Consider the following 18,192-nt stretch of genomic DNA (forward strand, 5'->3'; position numbering starts at 1 on the left):
TTCATACCTGTTCTATCTGAACCTCAATTATAGGTCTTTTTAGTAAATATTCCTTTAAGATACTCAATATTGAACTTTCAATCTTATTTTTAATTTTTTTTGTTGGCTGCAAACTAAACAACGACTCAACTTTCTTGACAATTTTCTGTATGGTAGCTGCATCTTCTAGCACTTCAAAAACACCAGGTACAAATACTTTTGGTTTAGCAAGCAATTTATTTTTCTTGTTTACAACTGCTGTTACCACAATAACTCCGGCATCTCTCATTCTTTTACGCATTTTTATAACACTGCTCTCCGGATGACGTAGCAACATACCATCAATACCAAAGTAGTCAACATCAATTGAATCAACCTTTTCTCCGTTCTCCAAATTAACAATATCACCTGGTGCAATCATTATTGCTTTTGCCACACCGCACTCTTTAGCAAATTTTACATGTGCATGCGTGTGAATATATTCGCCGTGAACTGGAATAGACATCTTCGGTTTTATTAAAGAATACATTTCCTTTAGCTCTTCTCTTGTTGGATGCCCAGAAGCATGAACATGCTCTGTTTTTTCAGTAATAACTTCTACCCCCATCTCAATAAAGGCATTGAGCATGTTGTGCGCACGAGTTTCATTTCCAGGAATGATTTTTGACGAAAAGATCATGGTATCACCTTGCTGCATTTTAAATGCTTGATGACTCTTAGCAGCAAGTCTTGCGGTAGCTGCCAGTGGCTCACCTTGACAACCTGTGCAAAGTAGCACCAGTTCTTCCCTTGGAAAATTTACTGCTTCCTTTGCTTCAAGAAACTGAGGAGAATCAGTTAAATAACCACTATCTTGCGCAACTTTCACTATTCTCCATAAAGATCTACCAAGTAAAACTACTTTTCTATTTAGTGCTTTTGCAGCTTGGCTTATCGTTTCAATTCGTGCCACATTTGAAGCGAATAGCGAAACAGCAACTAATTTTTTAGACCGCTTTATTATGTTATAAATATTATTATAAATTTCACCTTCTGACTCAGGGTGATGCTTGCTTAATATATTGGTTGAATCGCAAATTGCTGCAAGCAGGTCACCTTTATCGCCAATTTCTTTTAGACGCTCCATATTAGAAGTTAATCCAACAACAGGTTTTGGATCAAATTTCCAGTCTCCGGTATGGAGTGCACTACCCATTTCAGTGCTAATTAATATTGAATTTGCCTCAGGAATTGAATGAGTTACATTTATAAACTCGACGGTAAAAGGACCCAAATTTATGCTGCCATTTATGTCTACCTCTTTCACAGGCACTATACCTTCCAATCGAAATTCTTTTAGTTTCTCTTTAAGAAAATTAACCGTAAACTTTGTTGTATATATGGAGCACTGCAACTCTTCCCACAAGTGGGGCACTGCACCGCAGTGGTCCTCATGTGCATGTGTAATTATTATTCCAAGTAAATCTTTTTTTCTTTGAGCAATAAAATCTATATCAGCAATGAGCAGCTCAACACCTGGCATAGTTTCATCTGCAAAACCAACACCAAGGTCGATCATAATCCACTTACCTTGGTAATGATATAGGCTAACATTCATCCCGATTCTTCCTACTCCCCCAAGCGGAAGAAATAAAAACTCATTTTTGTTTATATTCATTAAATTTAAATTATTAAAACCTGAGAATAGCAAAACTTCGACCTTAAATAAAGAAATTTATTGCTTTTACATAGTTTTAAGGAACTAAGAAGTTTCTGTTGGCTAATAATAACACTATTGTTAAGTTTTCCATTAATAAGGTCAAAGAATTGCAGGATTAAATGAAAACCCGTAAACAGTTACCCCTTTATGTCATTTAGCAGATTTCTTATTTTTTTTTTACTTTACTAAAAAACCCTTCAGATTGCTGTTGTACACTTGCATTTTCCTCTTCTTCAAGCGCTTTTAATAGTTCAATTTGCTTTTTAGTTAAATTTTTTGGATTTAAAGTCTCAACTATTACCTGTACGTATAAATCACCACGAGCATGTGAGTTCATATATGGCATACCCTTTTCCCTACAACGTAGTTTGGTACCAGTTTGAGTGCCTTCAGGGACCTTTACTTTTATTTTAGCTCCATCAATTGATTGAATATCGATTTCACCACCAAGCACTGCTAGTGTCATTCTTATAGGCACTTTACAGTGTAAATCTGCTTTATTTCTAGCAAAGATTTTATGGAAAATTATTTTCACGTATACGTATAAATCTCCACTTTTTCCACCTTTTGTTCCAGCTTCTCCTTTACCACTTATCCTTACCTTAGCTCCTTCTTCTATGCCTTTTGGAATTGAAACGGATATATTTACTTCATCTCTTCTACGTCCACTTCCACCACATTTCTTACATTTGTTTTGTATTATTTCTCCTTCCCCATAGCATGTAGTACATGTTCTTTCGATGGTAAAAAAGCCTTGTTGAGTTCTAATCCTACCGCTTCCCTGGCATGTGTGGCACTGAACTGGTTTAATTGCTCCTTCGCCACCTGTGCCTTGGCATGTATCACATTTTACATTTGTCACATAATGTATAGGCGCTTGTATTCCTTTAAATGCATCTTCTAAGGTAATTTCAAGATCATAACGTAGGTCTGCTCCAGATACTCCTGTTGTACTTCTTTTTGCTCTCGATCTACTTGCACCACCACCGAATCCTCCACCAAAGAAGTCATTGAATATGTCGCTAAAATCTCCTGCAGAGCTAAAGCCTTGAAATCCACCAGAAGCACCTTCGTGGCCATAACGGTCATAGCCTGCCCTTTTCTCAGAGTCAGACAGAACTTCATATGCAGCTGTTACTTCTTTAAATTTTTCCTCTGCTTCTTGATTGCCAGGATTTCTATCAGGATGATATTTTAATGCTAATTTTTTATACGCTTTTTTTATCTCATCAATACCGGCATTTCTGCCTACTTCCAGCAGATCATAGTAGTCTTTTTTGCTCATATATAATAGTTTAGTGCTTAACCCTTAAAGATAGGTATTACATATATTAATTTCAAGTATGACTTCTGTTTCCTATAAAATGTGGTGCACCCTGAGCGACTTGAACGCCCGACCTTTTGATCCGTAGTCAAATGCTCTAATCCAACTGAGCTAAGGGTGCTTTCACAAAGTTAACTTTAGCAGGTTTTGTAGCTTGATTCAATTAATTTGGCTAAAAATAAAACTATTCATTTCTATCATACGTGAACCCCTCACAATTCTCAGACTGCCGTTTCGCATTAGGATTATCAAATTCACTACAAGGAGGAGCAGTTGGAGTAGTATTAGGATCTTGAGAAAAGTAAGGAGGTGGTGCATCATAACGAGAAGGATCTCCATAACCATGCCCTTGTCTAAGACAGCTATCTACCGCTCCTTTAGCTTTCTCGATATTTTCTGATTCTTCCTCATGCTTCATATGAAAAGCTAAACCACCAGCAAAACATACGAGAGAATTAACGCCAAGGATAGCTAAACCCCACACTGGTAAGACTGGGTAAACAGCACAAGCTACCAAAGCTGCCAAAGAAATAACGCCAACCGCAAATTCTATATTTCTGAACGTTTTAAATTTACTATCCAGGTAATCTATTTTTTCTTCTTTTCTAGCCACTTTTCTGCTGCTGTTATACCAAAAACACATACCAGCATGGAAAGCAACACACACAACTGCAGCTACTATACCCAAAGCTAATAGCTTTCTACTGTCTTCTGATTCTTTTTTATTCTCTTTTCTCCCTTGATGAGTGGTATTACCATTGTTAATATTCGTTATATTATTAACCGTAGTGTGACCACGTCCACCGAATAAAGAATCCATCCAGCATTGTAATAGCAAATAATCCCAAAAGTCTAAACCTCTATTGTGTACATGTATATGTGTAATCTGAGAGCCTGTAGGTTGTGCGTTATTCCCTGCGTTATATTGATCATTTCTGCTTCCTGTATCGTGCCTATTGCTTGAATTTGGATGTGTAAATTTTTCATACGCATTTTTAAAATTCTCCTCACTCCAATTTGTGGTATTTTGCGTATTACAAAATTGTAAAAACTCTTTAACATCACTGTTACTACCAGATTTCTTTATATAGGCTAACGCATACCTTTTTAAAACACTATCACTTGCTACCATAAATACCCTCTTAAGTTAAGATTAAATTAATAAATACTTACTTACTTATTATAACAAGATAACATCTACTTGTCAACTTGAGCCTGATTCAAATATCCGTTCAGAGTGTGGCAGAAGAACTTATTCAAATAAAGTAGGTGGTAAAATATAAACATTTTATAAAGTGAAAAATGGACTTTTCAGACCACTGCCGAGCTAAAAAAGCCCTAAAAACCGTGATACTTAGGCCACTTCTTGCTTAAGCTGTACAATTTCAGCTTGAGAAAGGCCAGTGGATTCAGCTATTAAATTAACAGATACACCAGCTTTAAGTAAATTTTTTGCAACTTCGATTTTTCCTTTCTCTATACCTTCCTCAAGTTTGTATTCAAGAATGGCTTCTTCCTTACGTAGATCCATTATTCTTTCTTCATATGCTACTAAATCTTTTTCATTCCAGCTAAACCTGTCTAATTCATCGTAGGCTAACTTTATTATTGGTGCTTTTTCTGCTATTGCCTTAGATGGAAAATAGAGATATTACATAAAATTTTAAATTTGGTCTCAAAGTTGAAGAATGTAGGCTTGGAATAGCAGAAAGACTAATGAGATATCTAACAGTTGTGAGTATTATTGCTTGGAGGATCTTCTTTATTACATCAATTGCAAGAGCTAACCCAACATTACCATGTACTACTTTATTAGCTGAAGAAGAATGGAAAGTTTTATACGTTAAAATACACAGAAAACCATGTCCAAGTGTAGTTCCCAACATAAAAGAAGCTGTTTCATGAACTTGGAGGCCATTTAGCAAGAAAAAATGACCCAAAACCAGGACCAATTACTCTTTGGAAAGGATATAAACGTCTCTTTGATTTAGCAGAAGGATGGCGACTTGCTCACGAACCTCATATTTGTGGGTAATAGTAAGATTTGATATGCTGCCAACACTTATGTTCAAATTAAAAATGTCATTTATGATACTAGCCACTTCACGCTTTGAGTTTTTGTAAAATCCGCTGAGTGCTGCAATTATAGACTTAACCCTTGGACCAAATGCATCTGGCGTAACACCTTCTGGTAACTTGCTACTTTTTCTTTTTCTGCATCTCCGACAACGACCATGTTCCAATTACTACATAAGGCCTAATTTCCGGAAGATCAACTTTTTGGTGAACATAAGGTTTTTCGCATATTACAAGCTCTCCTCCGCATTCGCAAATATTAGGCAACTCTATTTTTACTACTTTATCCGCTTCCATTGTGGCATGAAAATTTCCTTTATGCCCAACCTGATCGCCAACATTCCTTTTGCTTTTTGGCTTGTCCTTTTTTGTTTTGTACAATTCTTTAGAGCTCGGTAGAGATGAATTTTTCGAGTTTAAACCAAGCCTCTCTTTCAACTCAGCGTTCTCAATCCTCAAGGCCTTATTTTCTGCCTCTAACTCTTCTATCCTCCCTTCCAACTTTTCTATTTTTTGCTGTAAATTTTTGCAAAGTTCTAAAAGGTTTACCACATTACCTCACTTTTGCTCTATGATTATCTTTATTATCTTGCTTTGTCTACCTTATTCTACCACTCCGCTGAACGGATACAATTTACTAAACAGAAAAAAAGGCAAAAGAAACCCTAGGGTAGCTAGTTATTCACTATCCATTTTTTAAGTTGGCGTTTTTTAATGTTTTAAATAGCGCGTTTCAGCTTGTGTAGGTAAAAACCTAGAAATATTGTGAAGACATAAGGTGCACATAGTGCAAAAAATTAAAAATAAGACGCCAACTACGTTGTTTTCTTGCTGTTTAATCTGCACAGATGAATATAACTGAATACCTTCAGTTTTATGATAAGGGGGCTGGCGAAGGGTGTCAAGCAAGTTTTTTCGTTTCTATTTCCAATAAAAGTTTGTTATATGGTTATGCAAGAAGTCTATTATAAATGAAATGAATGTGAAAAATATCTTATTAGCGTTTTTAGTACAAATGGTATTCAGTTTGCCGCTATTTGCAGCTGATCCTGTTTTGCTCAACTGCATTGAAACTCCAGAAATATATGACCTTGATGCAAGGCCAAAAAATTTTAGCTCTTCAAACAATTTAAGAAGGAAACCTGGTTCTCCAAATAGTGCAACAGGAGAATTAATACACATAGTGGGTAGAATTACTGATATAAACTGTTTACCAATACAAAATGCTGTAGTTTCTATATGGCACGCGAATTCACGCGGCGTGAACCATTACGATAAGAATATAGAGGATGATCCGAATTTTGCTGGATCAGGAAGGTTTGTAGTGAATAATCTTGGCTATTATAATTTTATTACGATAGCACCTGGTAAAATTGGTGATAGAGCTCCACATATCAACTTTCTAGTTCAACATCCGGATTTTCCGGAATTCACAACGCAAATGTTTTTTGCTGACCATAATTGCGATAATTGCGCTGATCCTGTTCTTGAAGATTTTGTTAGTAATGGGCTTGCAAGCCTTCTCATAACACCATTTACTTACAGTGATCAGGTCATAAAAACCTATACGTTTAACATTACCTTGGGCGGATATAATAAGTTCTCTAATAAAAGATAAAAAACCTTGCATGTAAGGGAGTCCATAGTAAACTTAAGTGTTATTGTACTTAGGATGTATATGAAAAATATCTTACTGATGTTTTTGCTATGTTTTATGTACAGTTTACAATTATTTGCAACGGAGATACCAGCAATGAAAATAACAATTTCTAAAATTTCGCCCGATTTTAAAACAATAGTAATGGGTTTATTTGAAGACAACGAAACCGTAAATGATGGCGGAGTTTTGCAAGGAAAACAGGTCATAGATAATATAAAGCAATTTAGCGATTTCAATGGAAGTTTTGGTGAATTTTTCTCTACTGCTTTGCCAGAAGAAAAAAATGTTATAGTTGTTGGACTGGGTAAGAAGGATGAATGGAATGAAAATAAAGAATTAAATATTGGTGGTAAAATATATTGTGAGCTAAGCAGATTAAAAATTAAAAAAGCAGCGGTTTTAATCGAAGGTAGTGCAGCAAATGTTGCATATGGTGCGTTTCTGCGTAGTTTTGAGTTTGATAAGTATAAAACTAAAAAGGATGAGAAAATTACAGAGGTAGAGGAGATTACCGTATTAGTAAAAGATGAACAATTAAGTAATGCTGAAAGATCATTTGAGCACTTAAGGCAAGAAGGTGAGAGTATATTCCTTGCGCGCTCTTTTATAACAGAGCCTCCTAACATTCTATATCCAGAATCCTATGCTGATCATATAAAAAAAGAACTTACTAAGCTTGGCCTTGAAATCGAGGTGCTTGATAAAAAGCAGATGGAAGAGAAAAAAATGGGAGCCTTGCTTGGAGTTGCACAAGGAAGTAGTAAAGAACCAAAATTAGTAGTGATAAAATGGAATGGGGCTTCTAAAGAACAAAAGCCTATAGCTTTTGTTGGTAAAGGTATAACGTTTGACACTGGTGGAGTATCACTCAAACCTTCACGTGGTATGGAGTCGATGAAATATGACATGGCAGGCTCTGCTACTGTGGTTGGGGTGATGCATGCTTTAGCAGGACGAAAAGCAAAAGTAAATGCAATTGGCGTGGTCGCACTTGCAGAAAATGCAGTGGGTGGTAATGCTCAAAGACCAAGTGATGTAGTAACTTCAATGTCTGGACAAACAATAGAAGTGTTGAACACCGATGCAGAAGGAAGGCTCATACTTGCAGATGCTTTATGGTATACGCAAGATAGATTCTCACCAAAATTTATGATTGATCTTGCAACTTTAACTGGTGCTATAGTGGTTGCACTTGGAAATAACGAATATGCTGGTCTTTTTTCAAATAATGATGAATTAGCAAACCGTCTGATTGATGCAGGAAATGAAGTAAATGAGAAGTTATGGCGTTTTCCTATGAATGAAACTTATGACAAAATTATTGATTCACCGATTGCTGATGTTCAAAACATCGCTCCTGCAGGCTCTGGTGGAGATAGCATAATGGCTGCACAGTTTTTACAGCGTTTTGTGAATGAAACTTGCTGGGCACATTTAGATATCGCAGGCACTGCTTGGCACGAGAAAGGTACTGACATTTGTCCAAGAGGAGCAGTAGGTTTTGGTGTAAGGTTACTTAATAAGTTGGTTGAGAAGTACTACGAAGCCAATGATTAAAGGTCTTTATACTGGATTTATGGCTTAGCTACATGAACGTTTATTTTCGAGGCGCAGCAAATGAAAGTAGCTGATACATATTTCTTTTTTTCTGGATTCCAGTGTCAGCTACTTTCATGACACCCTGACAACCGTCATCCCGCTACTTGTTAGCGGCTGAGATACCGCGAATGAATCGCGGTATGACGGTTCGTGGCGGCGTGACGATAAGCTCGTCATCCCGCTGCTTGTTAGCGGGATCTAGAGATACCGCGGCGGTATGACGTAGGACTGCTGTCATCCCAGTGCTCCTTTTTTTGTCACCCAAGTAGCCTCCTATGGTGTCATCCCAGTGCCCAGACACTGGGATCCAGTTGAGCTATTTCAACAAAAATACTGCATTTTGAGATGAACGTTTATTTTCACCAGATTATTTACAAGTATAACAATTAAAGTCTGGATTCCAGTGGGCTTTGTTGCATAGCAACTGAAAAATCTGGTGGCTACTGACAAAATTCATTATAAAATAGCCATTTAACCTTGAAAGAAAAAATATGCCACAAAAAATGAGGGTCAGTAACCATAGCGAATATAACAAATTTCTAGAAAAAAGAGGAAATATTTTTCATTATATCAACGAAGCCATAGAAAAGTGGTACGAGAATGGTCCAAAAATACCAGGTGGCAACAATATTTATAGCGATAAAGTTGTAATTTTGGTGCACATAATAACTTGTTTATTTAGAATAGGCCTGAGGCAAACAGTTGGGTTTATAGCAGGATACCTTGAGCAAATTGGGAAAAATTTGCAAGTTATCAGCTATTCACAATCATCAAGAAGGTTTAAGAAACTCAATATTAAGATCAATGATTGCAGAATTGATAAAAATAATATGGAAGATATCGAAATTGCTATAGACAGTACAGGAATTAGTATATACAACAACACTCCTGGTCATAGCAAAGAAAATAGCGAAGATAGAAAGTATCGCAGCTATGAACAGACAAGAAAATTGCATGTAATGTTGAATACAAACAGCAAAAAAGCCATAGCTGTAAAATACAGTAACGGTGTCTACTCTGATCACTATGGAGCTTGTGATTTGCTAAAAGAAGTCGATTTTCAGTATGTCATAAAAGTACTATATGCAGATAGGGCATATGACAGAGAAAAGCTCTATAAGCTGTGTAATCAATATGGTATAAAAACGAAAATTCCTCCGAAAAACAACGCAGCAGAGCATCCAAAATTGGATTATATGCTTGATAGAAATGCCGCTATTCAGTTAATGAAATTACATGGTGAGAATGGTATAAAAAGATGGAAAGAAGAAGTAAATTACGGAAAAAGATCGTATATTGAAGGATTTTTCTCAAGGTTGAAGCGAATATTTGGGTTTAGTTTTAGGAGCAAATCTGAAATTAATCGTGAGAAGGAACTGCTACTCAAGTGTTATTTGCTTAACAAATTTACTGAAATAGGCATGGCTAAGTTTGAGATAGCTTCATGAATTTATTGTACGTTACCTACTATCCGAAGAGCGATGCAACAAAGCCATTCCAGTGTCAAGCACTGGAATGACACCGTCTTGGATGGAAACCAGTGTTGGCTACTCGGATGACATCATAGGGGCGCTAGGATGACACCCTGACAATCGTCATCCCGCTGCTTGTTAGCGGCTAAGAGATACCGCGGCGGCATGACGTAGGGAAACCGTTTTTTGGGTTAGCTATAACAGTAGTCAGGAAACAATAGCTTAAAAAGAGACTTAGTGTTAAATTTCTAATAGATTACTTATAAAAATAAATCTTATGGAAAGCAGAGCTAAGGCTTGGTTCATTTGGCTGATTAGTAACTTGGTTGTTATATTCAGCAACATGCAGATAATTTATACCTTTATAAGTGTAAATCTCGAAAAGGAACTTGGACTTACAATCGCGCAAGTTGCACTGGCTAATTCAGTATATACTTGGACTTTCGCCATCTTACAATTTTTTAGTGGAGCAACGTTTAATGTTTTTTCCAGTAAAAAAATTTATTTTTTCTCGTTATCAACTATGATCTTGGGGTTTTTTGTCCTTATTAATAGTGACAATTTCTCCCATTTGATTTTGTCTCAAGTGTTGATTGCAACTGGAGCATCATTTGGTTTTATTGGTGCTGCTCACACAAGTAGCATATGTTTTTCCGCTGCCCAATTTGGACTAATGTTTTCACTAGTGCAGACAATTTCAAGCCTTTCTGCTTTGGTAATTCAAATACTGTTCTCTAACTTGCTTGCCGAAGATGCATATTGGAAAAATCTGATTGTATGCATAATACTATTTGGTGTGTTGATATTTGTACTTACGCTTTTTTGTCCAAACACACTTCCAGAAAGCAGCTCAGAAAAGCGCACAATAAAAAGCTCTATGAAGACAGTAATGTGCTCTATATTAACAGTGCTAAAATTAAGAGATATCTGGATAACTTCAGTGGTGGGTGCTATTACTTTTGGAACATTTTTAGCACTTAATACCTTGTGGGCTCCAAGGTTACTGGGCAACTCAGAACTCAATGCAATGGAGTCAGGTATAGCAACTGCAATACTATGGCTTGGTCTTGCAGTTGGTGCTCCAATTGCAGATCGAATCTCAAACTTATTTAAAAATAGGAAACATGTAATTTCTGCTTTTGCTTTATTGCAAGGCGTCTCAATTATTATTTTACTATACAGCCATTTAACAGTCCACGTTGTGTACTTTTGTATGTTAATGTTCGGGTTTTTTGCGGGAGGACATATGCTTAATTTTACTGTCGGCAGCGAGATTGTGAAACGAAAATACATCAGCACATCATCATCCATTATCAATGGATTTATGTTTATTGGCAGTGGAGTTATAGTGTCAATGTTAGCACTTTTTACAGATCATAAAATGGCACTTTTTGCAATATTTGCGATATTGATAGTTGCCGGTATTTTAAATTATGCAACAAAAGAGACATACTCTAAAAAATAAAGTAGCTGAATCTCGAGTCGATTGCTATATTATATTTACGTATTGTAATATTTATCAATAATGGATCACGTTACAACAAAAGACACAACAGTAACTAAGGCAACGATAGCTGGAGATATAAACCAAGAAATAGGATTATCAAAGGAAGACTCTGTTTCGATAATAGATGATATATTGGACGAAATAAAGACAAGCTTGGTAAAGGATGGAATAGTAAAAATATCGTCATTTGGAACATTCTTGGTTAAGAAAAAGAAGGAAAGACCAGGAAATATACCAAATACATCGGAGAAAGTGATGATTCAGGCAAGAAATTCAGTTTCTTTTAGGCCTTCAAAAATTATAAAAAAATCAATCAATAATTAATGAACAAGGAAAAATTATTTTATACGATTGGGGAAGTAGCTGAAGAGCTACATTTGGAACAGCATGTTTTGAGATTTTGGGAAGGTCAATTTCATCAAATTAAGCCTACAAAGCGTAAAGGAAGAAGGCTATATGATCGCAAGTGTATAGAGGCCATAAAGAAAGTAAAATACATGCTATATGATAAAGGATATACAATAAAAGGAGTGCAAAAAGAATTTGGTAATGATATAAAAGTCACAAAGAATTTGTTGCAAGAACTCACCGATTTGAGGGACTATTTAACTAGTAAAATAAATAACGAGGAAAGTAACAAGCAGGCGTGAAACACTACGTCTCGCTAAAATTTTGGAGTTTTGTGAGAGTTTAAAATGTGGCATATAGCCTCATTTCTTATGTTATTAGCAATATTAATAGGCTGTGGCCTGCAAAAACCTGCACCTGTGCTGCTTAAAGGCGAAGAATTTTACGGAAAAAGAGATCTGGAATATACAAGAGAGTACCATTTAATTAGGGAGCCTTCAGTGCAAAAAGAAAGTAGAAAAGCCATCATAAATAGGATATACAAAGATAACAATAATACACAAAATGTGGGGGTAAATTGTAAATTTGTAATGCCAGTTAAAGGTTCAGCTACCTCTTCTGATGAAATGTGTAAGGATGGCATAAAAATTGCTGCTCAAAATGGAACGAACGTAGTTTCCTCTGCACCAGGCAAAGTGATATATGTAGGCAAAGGGCTGAGATGGTATGGGAATTTAATTATAGTGGAACACAAAGATAATTACATGAATGTGTACTCCTATTTAAAAAACATACATGTTGAAATTGGCGATAAAGTAAAGCAAGGTCAAGTAATTGGATCTGCAGGTAAATCAAGCACACAAGATAAAGATCCACAGATGTGTTTCACAATACGACATAATGGCCAAGCGGTTGATCCTTTGATGCATATGAACTGTAATTGAATTTGGATTTATATGAAATATGATTTTAAAAGTGTTGAAAAATTTTATCAAGATAAATGGGATTTTTCTGTAAGCAAGAGTGGTAAACAAGAAAAGTGTTACGTGTTGGAAATGTTTCCATATCCATCTGGTAAAATTCATATGGGACACTTACGTAACTATGCAATAGGGGATGTGATAGCGCGTTACAAGAGAGCTAATGGATTTGAGGTTTTGCATCCAATTGGCTGGGATGCGTTTGGATTACCAGCTGAGAATGCAGCAAGGGATAACAATATTAGCCCCGAAACATGGACAAAAGAGAATATAGATAATATGCGTACACAGTTGAAATCTATAGGTCTTTCTTATAATTGGGAGCGTGAACTCTCCACATGTGAGCCTGATTATTACAAACACGAACAAAAATTTTTCCTGGATTTTTTAAAGCATGGGCTTGCCTATCGAAAAGAATCATGGGTTAACTGGGATCCAGTGGACCAAACAGTGCTTGCAAATGAACAGGTGGTTGATGGAAAAGGATGGCGATCAGGTGCAGTTGTTGAAAAACGTAAGTTGTCCCAATGGTTTTTAAAGATTACTGATTTCGCTGAAGATTTACTCAAGTGCCTGCAAAGTTTGAAAAATTGGCCAGAAAAAGTCAAAACAATGCAGGAGCGTTGGATAGGAAAATCTGAAGGAGCAACTATAGAGTTTGAAGTAGTTGGCCTGAATAAGAAATTAAAAGTTTTTACAACTTATCCTCATACTTTGTTTGGGGCTTCTTTTTGTGCAGTGGCAGCAGAGCATCCTATTGTGCAGGATTTAAAGAATGGTTCTTCTGTTGTCATCCCAGTGCTTGACACTGGGATCCAGGAAATAAAATCGAAAAGAGAGAACGATGAAAAAATAGGAGTTTACACCGGATTAAACGTCAAACATCCATTTCTTGATAAGGAATTGCCGCTTTACATAGCGAATTTTGTGTTGATGGAATATGGGGAAGGCGCGATTTTTGGTTGCCCTGCACATGATCAGCGTGACTTTGAATTTGCACAGAAATATAATTTGCCGATAATTCCCGTTATTTCTTCAGCCCACTTAGGTGTCATTCCAGCGCGTGACCAGAATTCTTACAATGGATCCCAGTGTCAAGCTACTCAGATGACAAAGGAGGCGTATACTGGAGACGGGACAATGTTTAACTCCGAATTCTTAAACGGATTAATGGTTAGTGAAGCAAAGGAAGCCATAGTTAAAAAATTTGAAGAAAAAAAAATAGGCAAAAAAACAATAAACTATCGTTTGCACGATTGGGGAGTTTCAAGGCAGCGTTATTGGGGATGCCCTATACCTATCATATATTGCAAAGATTGCGGAACTGTTCCAGTGCCAGAAAAAGACCTTCCTGTAGTTCTACCAATAGATGTAGAATTTACAAGTGGTGGCAATCCGCTGGATAAGCACCCAACTTGGAAATTTGTTGATTGTCCAAAGTGCGGAAAGCAAGCAGAGCGTGAAACTGATACATTCGACACCTTTTTTGAATCTTCCTGGTATTTTGCTGCATTCTGTAGTGAAGATAAATCAATAGACAAAGATGCATGTAATCGTTTTATGCCTGTTGATTATTATATAGGTGGGATAGAACATGCAATTCTGCATTTGCTTTATTCAAGATTTTTCTGCCGTGCTTTAACCAAATGTGGCTATTTTGATATTAAAGAGCCTTTCTCTACTTTAATCACTCAAGGAATGGTCTGCCATGCAACTTATAAAGACGAAAATGGTAAGTGGCTATTTCCCGCAGAAGCAAAAGAGTTGATTGCACAAGGAGCTAAGGTTCAAGTTGGAAAAGTCGAGAAAATGAGCAAATCGAAAAAGAACACAGTTGATCCAAATTTTATCATAGAAAAGTATGGTGCTGATACTGCCCGCTTGTTTGTGTTGTCCGACACTCCTCCGGAGAAAGATATGGAATGGTCCGATGATGGCGTGGAAGGTTGTTCTCGTTATGTAAATAAATTGTGGCGTATGGTCATGCAGCTAAGACCTGTAAATATACACTATGATAATGAAAATGTTACGGGTGGACTTCTAGAGTACAGAAAAAAAATTCATAAACTCTTACACGGACTTACAGATGACTTGGAAAACTGCAGATTAAACTGTGTAGTGGCAAAATTTCGTGAGATGACGAATTTAATAGCTGAAATAGACGTAAAAACTGGAAAATCTCTTATTGATGAAGGTATATGTATATTAATCAGAGTAATCGAACCATTCATACCACATCTAGCTGAAAGCCTATGGCAAGAAATAGGAGGTCAACCTTGGCCAAAAGCTGATGAATCATTATTAGTTGACGATACGGTAACTATAGCAGTGCAAATCAATGGAAAATTACGTACAACAATCAAGGTGGCAATTAACTTACCTCAAGAAGAATTGAAGAAAATAGCGATAGACTCTGTGTCCAGTAAGATCGATCAAAGCAAAGTTCGCACTGTATATGCTGTACCAAATAAGATAGTAAATATAGTTATATAAAAGACCTGAGTAGTACGTTTTATATAATCTGATTTTATGGCTATACTTTTTTTGACATGTAGTTATATCTTTTTTAATATAAAGGATATATACTTATGCATTATATATTTTTTTGTATGAGGAGTTATATGAAAATAAAGAGATTGTGCGTTTTGGCTGTGTTGCTTACTTCATCTCTAGCAGGTGCAGCTAGTAATAGTGCAAGTAAGTCAGAAGATAAGTACTATGCAGGTTTAAACTTTGGTGCTGGTTGGGGTGGTGGCTTTAAAATGAAACCTGGTGTTGTTCTTGGTTACCATTATGACCAAAACTCTAAATTTGAACTTGAGGTTCTCAGTAATATTAAGTCATTAAAGAGCATAGGAGCTAGCTTATTGGCAAACTACCGCTTCTATCCTGACCTTGATATTGATCCCGTTAAACTATATGTCAGCGGAGGTTTAGGAGGATATCTCCAAATAACACCTTTTGGCTTTGGTGTTAGTGATACAGTTGATGGTGGTGACAATAGTTCACAAGAAGAAAAAGAAAAGGAAGAAGAAACACAAGGTGCTCCAGAATCAGGTGGTGAAGCTGCTGGTTCATCTGTAGTAGATAAAATACTGAGTTCTATTTCCTATAAACTAAAGTTAGGTGTTGATTATGAAATTACTCCGCAGATAATTGGTGCAGTTGGTATGAACGTGGGTGGGCAACTAAGTGGTATAAAAGCAAAACAAATACCAGATGCAACTCTAGAGATAGGGGTACGTTATAATTTTTAATGCTGCTACTTAGTTCATAAAGGTAGAGACGATGTTGAGGATGAAATAAACAGCATTAAAAAAAATCCGAAAACGTATTTTCGAATATGGTTTTGAACGCTAGCTATAGATTAGAAAAATAACAAGAAAAAGGGTAAACATACTGTAATTGCTGTTGAATGATGGAGTCCATTATTTTAGCACGAAGTAACGAATTCAGTAGAATAAGTTCTTCAAAAATAATTTAAACTTTTATTAGTAGGAGCAGTCTCATGGAATATTATAGCGATCTCACTAAAAGAAACTTTTATAAGTATCGTTGATGAGAAAGGAAAAATTGTTAAGGAAGAAGTTGTTGCAAGAGAAAGTAAGGCAATAGCTGAATTTTTTCTTGGTCAAGGCAAAAAATATGAATCCATGGGAATAGAAAGTGGACAGTTATCAATTGACCTTACCCAGAAAAAGTGGAGAGAAAGTTTGGAATGTTTTTTACAAAAAGAATGATGCATCAAATTGTTCTGGAATGCAATAGTTAGAGGTTGTCCACAAACCAGTAAATCAAGCATATTCCCTACTTAGATGTATGGTCCCAGAGTGTGATGGTGTGGATTTAGTATAAATAATTCTGGAGACTGTGTCCACTGATAACATATAAATTCATAAGGAGTAAGACCCTTAAGAGTTTTGAGTCTCTTTGCATAATTATAAGCCATAACAAAGTTATAAAGGTGTTCTTTAAGTTGCTGGTGCGATTGATAGTAATACTTCTTAACTGTAGCATCCTTTAAAGTTTTATTCATACGCTCGACTTGCCCATTCGTCCAAGGATGGCTAACTTTTGTCAAACGATGTTCAATAACATTCTCTTCGCAAACTCTATCAAATATATGTTGGAAAGCATACTTATGACGCTTCTGGTTTGTAAATTGTATACCGTTATCTGTCAAAATAGTATGGATTTTATACGGTAAAATTCTAATCAAATTACGTAAGAACTCAGCAGCTATGGGTTTTGTAGCACTGTTACACAACTCAACATAGGTAAATTTGGATGTCCTATCAATAGCAACAAACAAATGTAATTTGCCCTCCTCAGTTCTAACTTCAGCAATATCAATATGAAAGTAACCGATAGGATATTGTTTGAATTTCTTTTTTGACTTAACTTCTCCATCAACAGTTGGTAATCTGCTAATGTTGTGTCTTTGTAAACAACGATGCAAGCTAGAGCGAGTCAAATGCGGAATTGTAGACTGCAGAGCGTAAAGGCAATCATCTAGTGGCAGTAGTGTATACTTGCGAAATGTAACTATTATAGCTTCCTCTTCTAGCGTTAAAACAGTTGATCTTGGATGCTTTGGACCCATATCAGCATCTTTCGTAAATGAACGTTTTCTCCACTTAATAATAGTTTTTGGATTAAGGTTATAATGCTTGGAGAGTTTTGCTATGCTCTCTTTTCTATTTTGTATTGCTCTACGAATCGTCTGTGTTGTTTTGGCGCACCCATGTAATATCTGTCCCATAATGACTCCTTAAATGATGATGATAGTATACCATCACTCTCTGGGACCATACATCTTAGTTGCTGATTTTAGAATTGATAAGAGAAAACTTTTTTTCAACTTGTTGTATAATTTTATAAAAGTGATCGAAATCTAAGCTTGCACTGCCAATTAAAACTCCTGATAAATTTGAAATATTTAACAAATTTTCTATATTTTCTGAACTGACTGAACCACCATATATAATGTGTTTTTTACTAGTACACAATTTTATTACCTCTATCACCTCAGCAATTGCATCATTATTTGGCACATGACCTGTGCCTATTGCCCATATTGGCTCATATGCTACGGTATATTCACCGTGTATTGGCAAGCGGTTTTTGCATTGATATTCTATTACTTCTTTCTTATAATCTTCTGAATTTTCACCCACACAGATAATTGGGTGTAAGCCTGATTCTATTGCTATTTCCGACTTAAGTTTTATTTCACTATCTTTTTCATTAGCCCTTTCAGAATGCCCAAGTATTACGTAAGTACACCCTAGTTCTTTTAACATTTCTGCACTAATTTCACCTGTGTAAGAACCGAACTTTTTATGATGGCAATTCTGTGCTCCTATATTAATATTATTGTTCAACTCTATACTGCTTGGAAATGACGTAAAAGGAGGGCAAATCACTAGCTTAGAGGTAATTTCGTTGCTCTTGTTGTTAAGTTTGCCTATAAAGTCAACAAATGAAGAACGCATTCCATTCATTTTCCAATTTGCTACTATTAAAAAGGACATCAACTTTACTTATA

The 18,192-nt window shown here is 36.1% G+C and carries 14 protein-coding genes, 1 tRNA gene and 3 pseudogenes; 10 read left to right on the forward strand and 8 right to left on the reverse strand.

The window, feature by feature from the left end; all coding sequences use genetic code 11:
* Window position 1 precedes the first annotated feature (1 nt).
* The 5 genes and pseudogenes from AACH21_RS02215 to AACH21_RS02235 form a co-directional block, all read right to left on the reverse strand.
* Complete coding sequence (locus tag AACH21_RS02215) at window positions 2-1,636, reverse strand: ribonuclease J (RefSeq protein ID WP_012673044.1); 1,635 nt, start codon at window positions 1,634-1,636, stop codon at window positions 2-4.
* A 208-nt stretch (window positions 1,637-1,844) separates the two neighbouring features.
* On the reverse strand, window positions 1,845-2,963 hold the full coding sequence (gene dnaJ / locus AACH21_RS02220; protein WP_338482696.1) for a molecular chaperone DnaJ: 1,119 nt from the start codon (window positions 2,961-2,963) through the stop codon (window positions 1,845-1,847).
* A gap of 82 nt (window positions 2,964-3,045) precedes the next feature.
* Window positions 3,046-3,123: transfer RNA gene (locus AACH21_RS02225), tRNA-Arg, on the reverse strand.
* A gap of 63 nt (window positions 3,124-3,186) precedes the next feature.
* The gene (locus tag AACH21_RS02230; protein ID WP_338482697.1) at window positions 3,187-4,134 is read right to left on the reverse strand and encodes a hypothetical protein; all 948 of its coding nucleotides are present in this window, start codon (window positions 4,132-4,134) and stop codon (window positions 3,187-3,189) included.
* A gap of 222 nt (window positions 4,135-4,356) precedes the next feature.
* Window positions 4,357-4,635 (reverse strand): annotated as a pseudogene (locus tag AACH21_RS02235) (hypothetical protein); the annotation flags it as partial.
* Here AACH21_RS02235 and AACH21_RS02240 point away from each other — a divergent pair.
* Window positions 4,627-5,037, forward strand: a pseudogene (locus tag AACH21_RS02240) (IS4 family transposase); the annotation flags it as partial. The pseudogenes AACH21_RS02235 and AACH21_RS02240 sit on opposite strands and share 9 nt — an antisense overlap.
* Window positions 5,038-5,044: 7 nt before the next feature.
* Here AACH21_RS02240 and AACH21_RS02245 read toward each other — a convergent pair.
* Window positions 5,045-5,630 (reverse strand): annotated as a pseudogene (locus AACH21_RS02245) (DUF6444 domain-containing protein); the annotation flags it as partial.
* Window positions 5,631-6,054: 424 nt separating this feature from the next.
* On the opposite strand from AACH21_RS02245, the gene AACH21_RS02250 reads away from it, so the two are divergent.
* From AACH21_RS02250 to AACH21_RS02290, 9 genes are all read left to right on the forward strand, one after another.
* On the forward strand, window positions 6,055-6,696 hold the full coding sequence (locus tag AACH21_RS02250; protein WP_006279956.1) for a protocatechuate 3,4-dioxygenase: 642 nt from the start codon (window positions 6,055-6,057) through the stop codon (window positions 6,694-6,696).
* 96 nt (window positions 6,697-6,792) lie between these two features.
* Window positions 6,793-8,295 (forward strand): leucyl aminopeptidase, encoded by a 1,503-nt coding sequence (locus tag AACH21_RS02255; protein ID WP_338482802.1) that lies wholly within the window; start codon window positions 6,793-6,795, stop codon window positions 8,293-8,295.
* A gap of 533 nt (window positions 8,296-8,828) precedes the next feature.
* Window positions 8,829-9,785: an IS5 family transposase gene (locus AACH21_RS02260; protein WP_265029812.1), complete on the forward strand. Its 957-nt coding sequence runs from the start codon at window positions 8,829-8,831 to the stop codon at window positions 9,783-9,785.
* A 301-nt stretch (window positions 9,786-10,086) separates the two neighbouring features.
* On the forward strand, window positions 10,087-11,274 hold the full coding sequence (locus AACH21_RS02265) for an MFS transporter (protein ID WP_006279883.1): 1,188 nt from the start codon (window positions 10,087-10,089) through the stop codon (window positions 11,272-11,274).
* Between the two features lie 60 nt (window positions 11,275-11,334).
* Window positions 11,335-11,640: an integration host factor subunit alpha gene (locus tag AACH21_RS02270; RefSeq protein ID WP_006279881.1), complete on the forward strand. Its 306-nt coding sequence runs from the start codon at window positions 11,335-11,337 to the stop codon at window positions 11,638-11,640.
* On the forward strand, window positions 11,640-11,966 hold the full coding sequence (locus tag AACH21_RS02275; protein WP_006279880.1) for a MerR family transcriptional regulator: 327 nt from the start codon (window positions 11,640-11,642) through the stop codon (window positions 11,964-11,966). The genes AACH21_RS02270 and AACH21_RS02275 overlap by 1 nt, the downstream gene beginning before the upstream one ends.
* A 45-nt stretch (window positions 11,967-12,011) precedes the next feature.
* Window positions 12,012-12,608 carry a M23 family metallopeptidase gene (locus AACH21_RS02280; protein ID WP_338482698.1) on the forward strand — a complete coding sequence of 199 codons (597 nt, stop codon included), beginning with the start codon at window positions 12,012-12,014 and terminating at the stop codon, window positions 12,606-12,608.
* Window positions 12,609-12,620: 12 nt separating this feature from the next.
* Window positions 12,621-15,137: a leucine--tRNA ligase gene (leuS, locus tag AACH21_RS02285; protein ID WP_077188483.1), complete on the forward strand. Its 2,517-nt coding sequence runs from the start codon at window positions 12,621-12,623 to the stop codon at window positions 15,135-15,137.
* Window positions 15,138-15,265: 128 nt separating this feature from the next.
* Window positions 15,266-15,901 carry a hypothetical protein gene (locus AACH21_RS02290; RefSeq protein ID WP_338482699.1) on the forward strand — a complete coding sequence of 212 codons (636 nt, stop codon included), beginning with the start codon at window positions 15,266-15,268 and terminating at the stop codon, window positions 15,899-15,901.
* A 554-nt stretch (window positions 15,902-16,455) separates the two neighbouring features.
* Here AACH21_RS02290 and AACH21_RS02295 read toward each other — a convergent pair.
* Window positions 16,456-17,406, reverse strand: a complete 951-nt coding sequence (locus tag AACH21_RS02295) for an IS481 family transposase (protein ID WP_338482200.1) — start codon at window positions 17,404-17,406, stop codon at window positions 16,456-16,458.
* Between the two features lie 55 nt (window positions 17,407-17,461).
* A complete protein-coding gene (locus tag AACH21_RS02300; RefSeq protein ID WP_006279748.1) occupies window positions 17,462-18,178 on the reverse strand; it encodes a triosephosphate isomerase in 717 nt (238 codons plus the stop codon).
* Between the last annotated feature and the right edge of the window lie 14 nt (window positions 18,179-18,192).

It is taken from the genome of Wolbachia endosymbiont (group A) of Ophion costatus, assembly GCF_963969245.1.
In the GTDB taxonomy this organism is placed as follows: domain Bacteria; phylum Pseudomonadota; class Alphaproteobacteria; order Rickettsiales; family Anaplasmataceae; genus Wolbachia; species Wolbachia pipientis.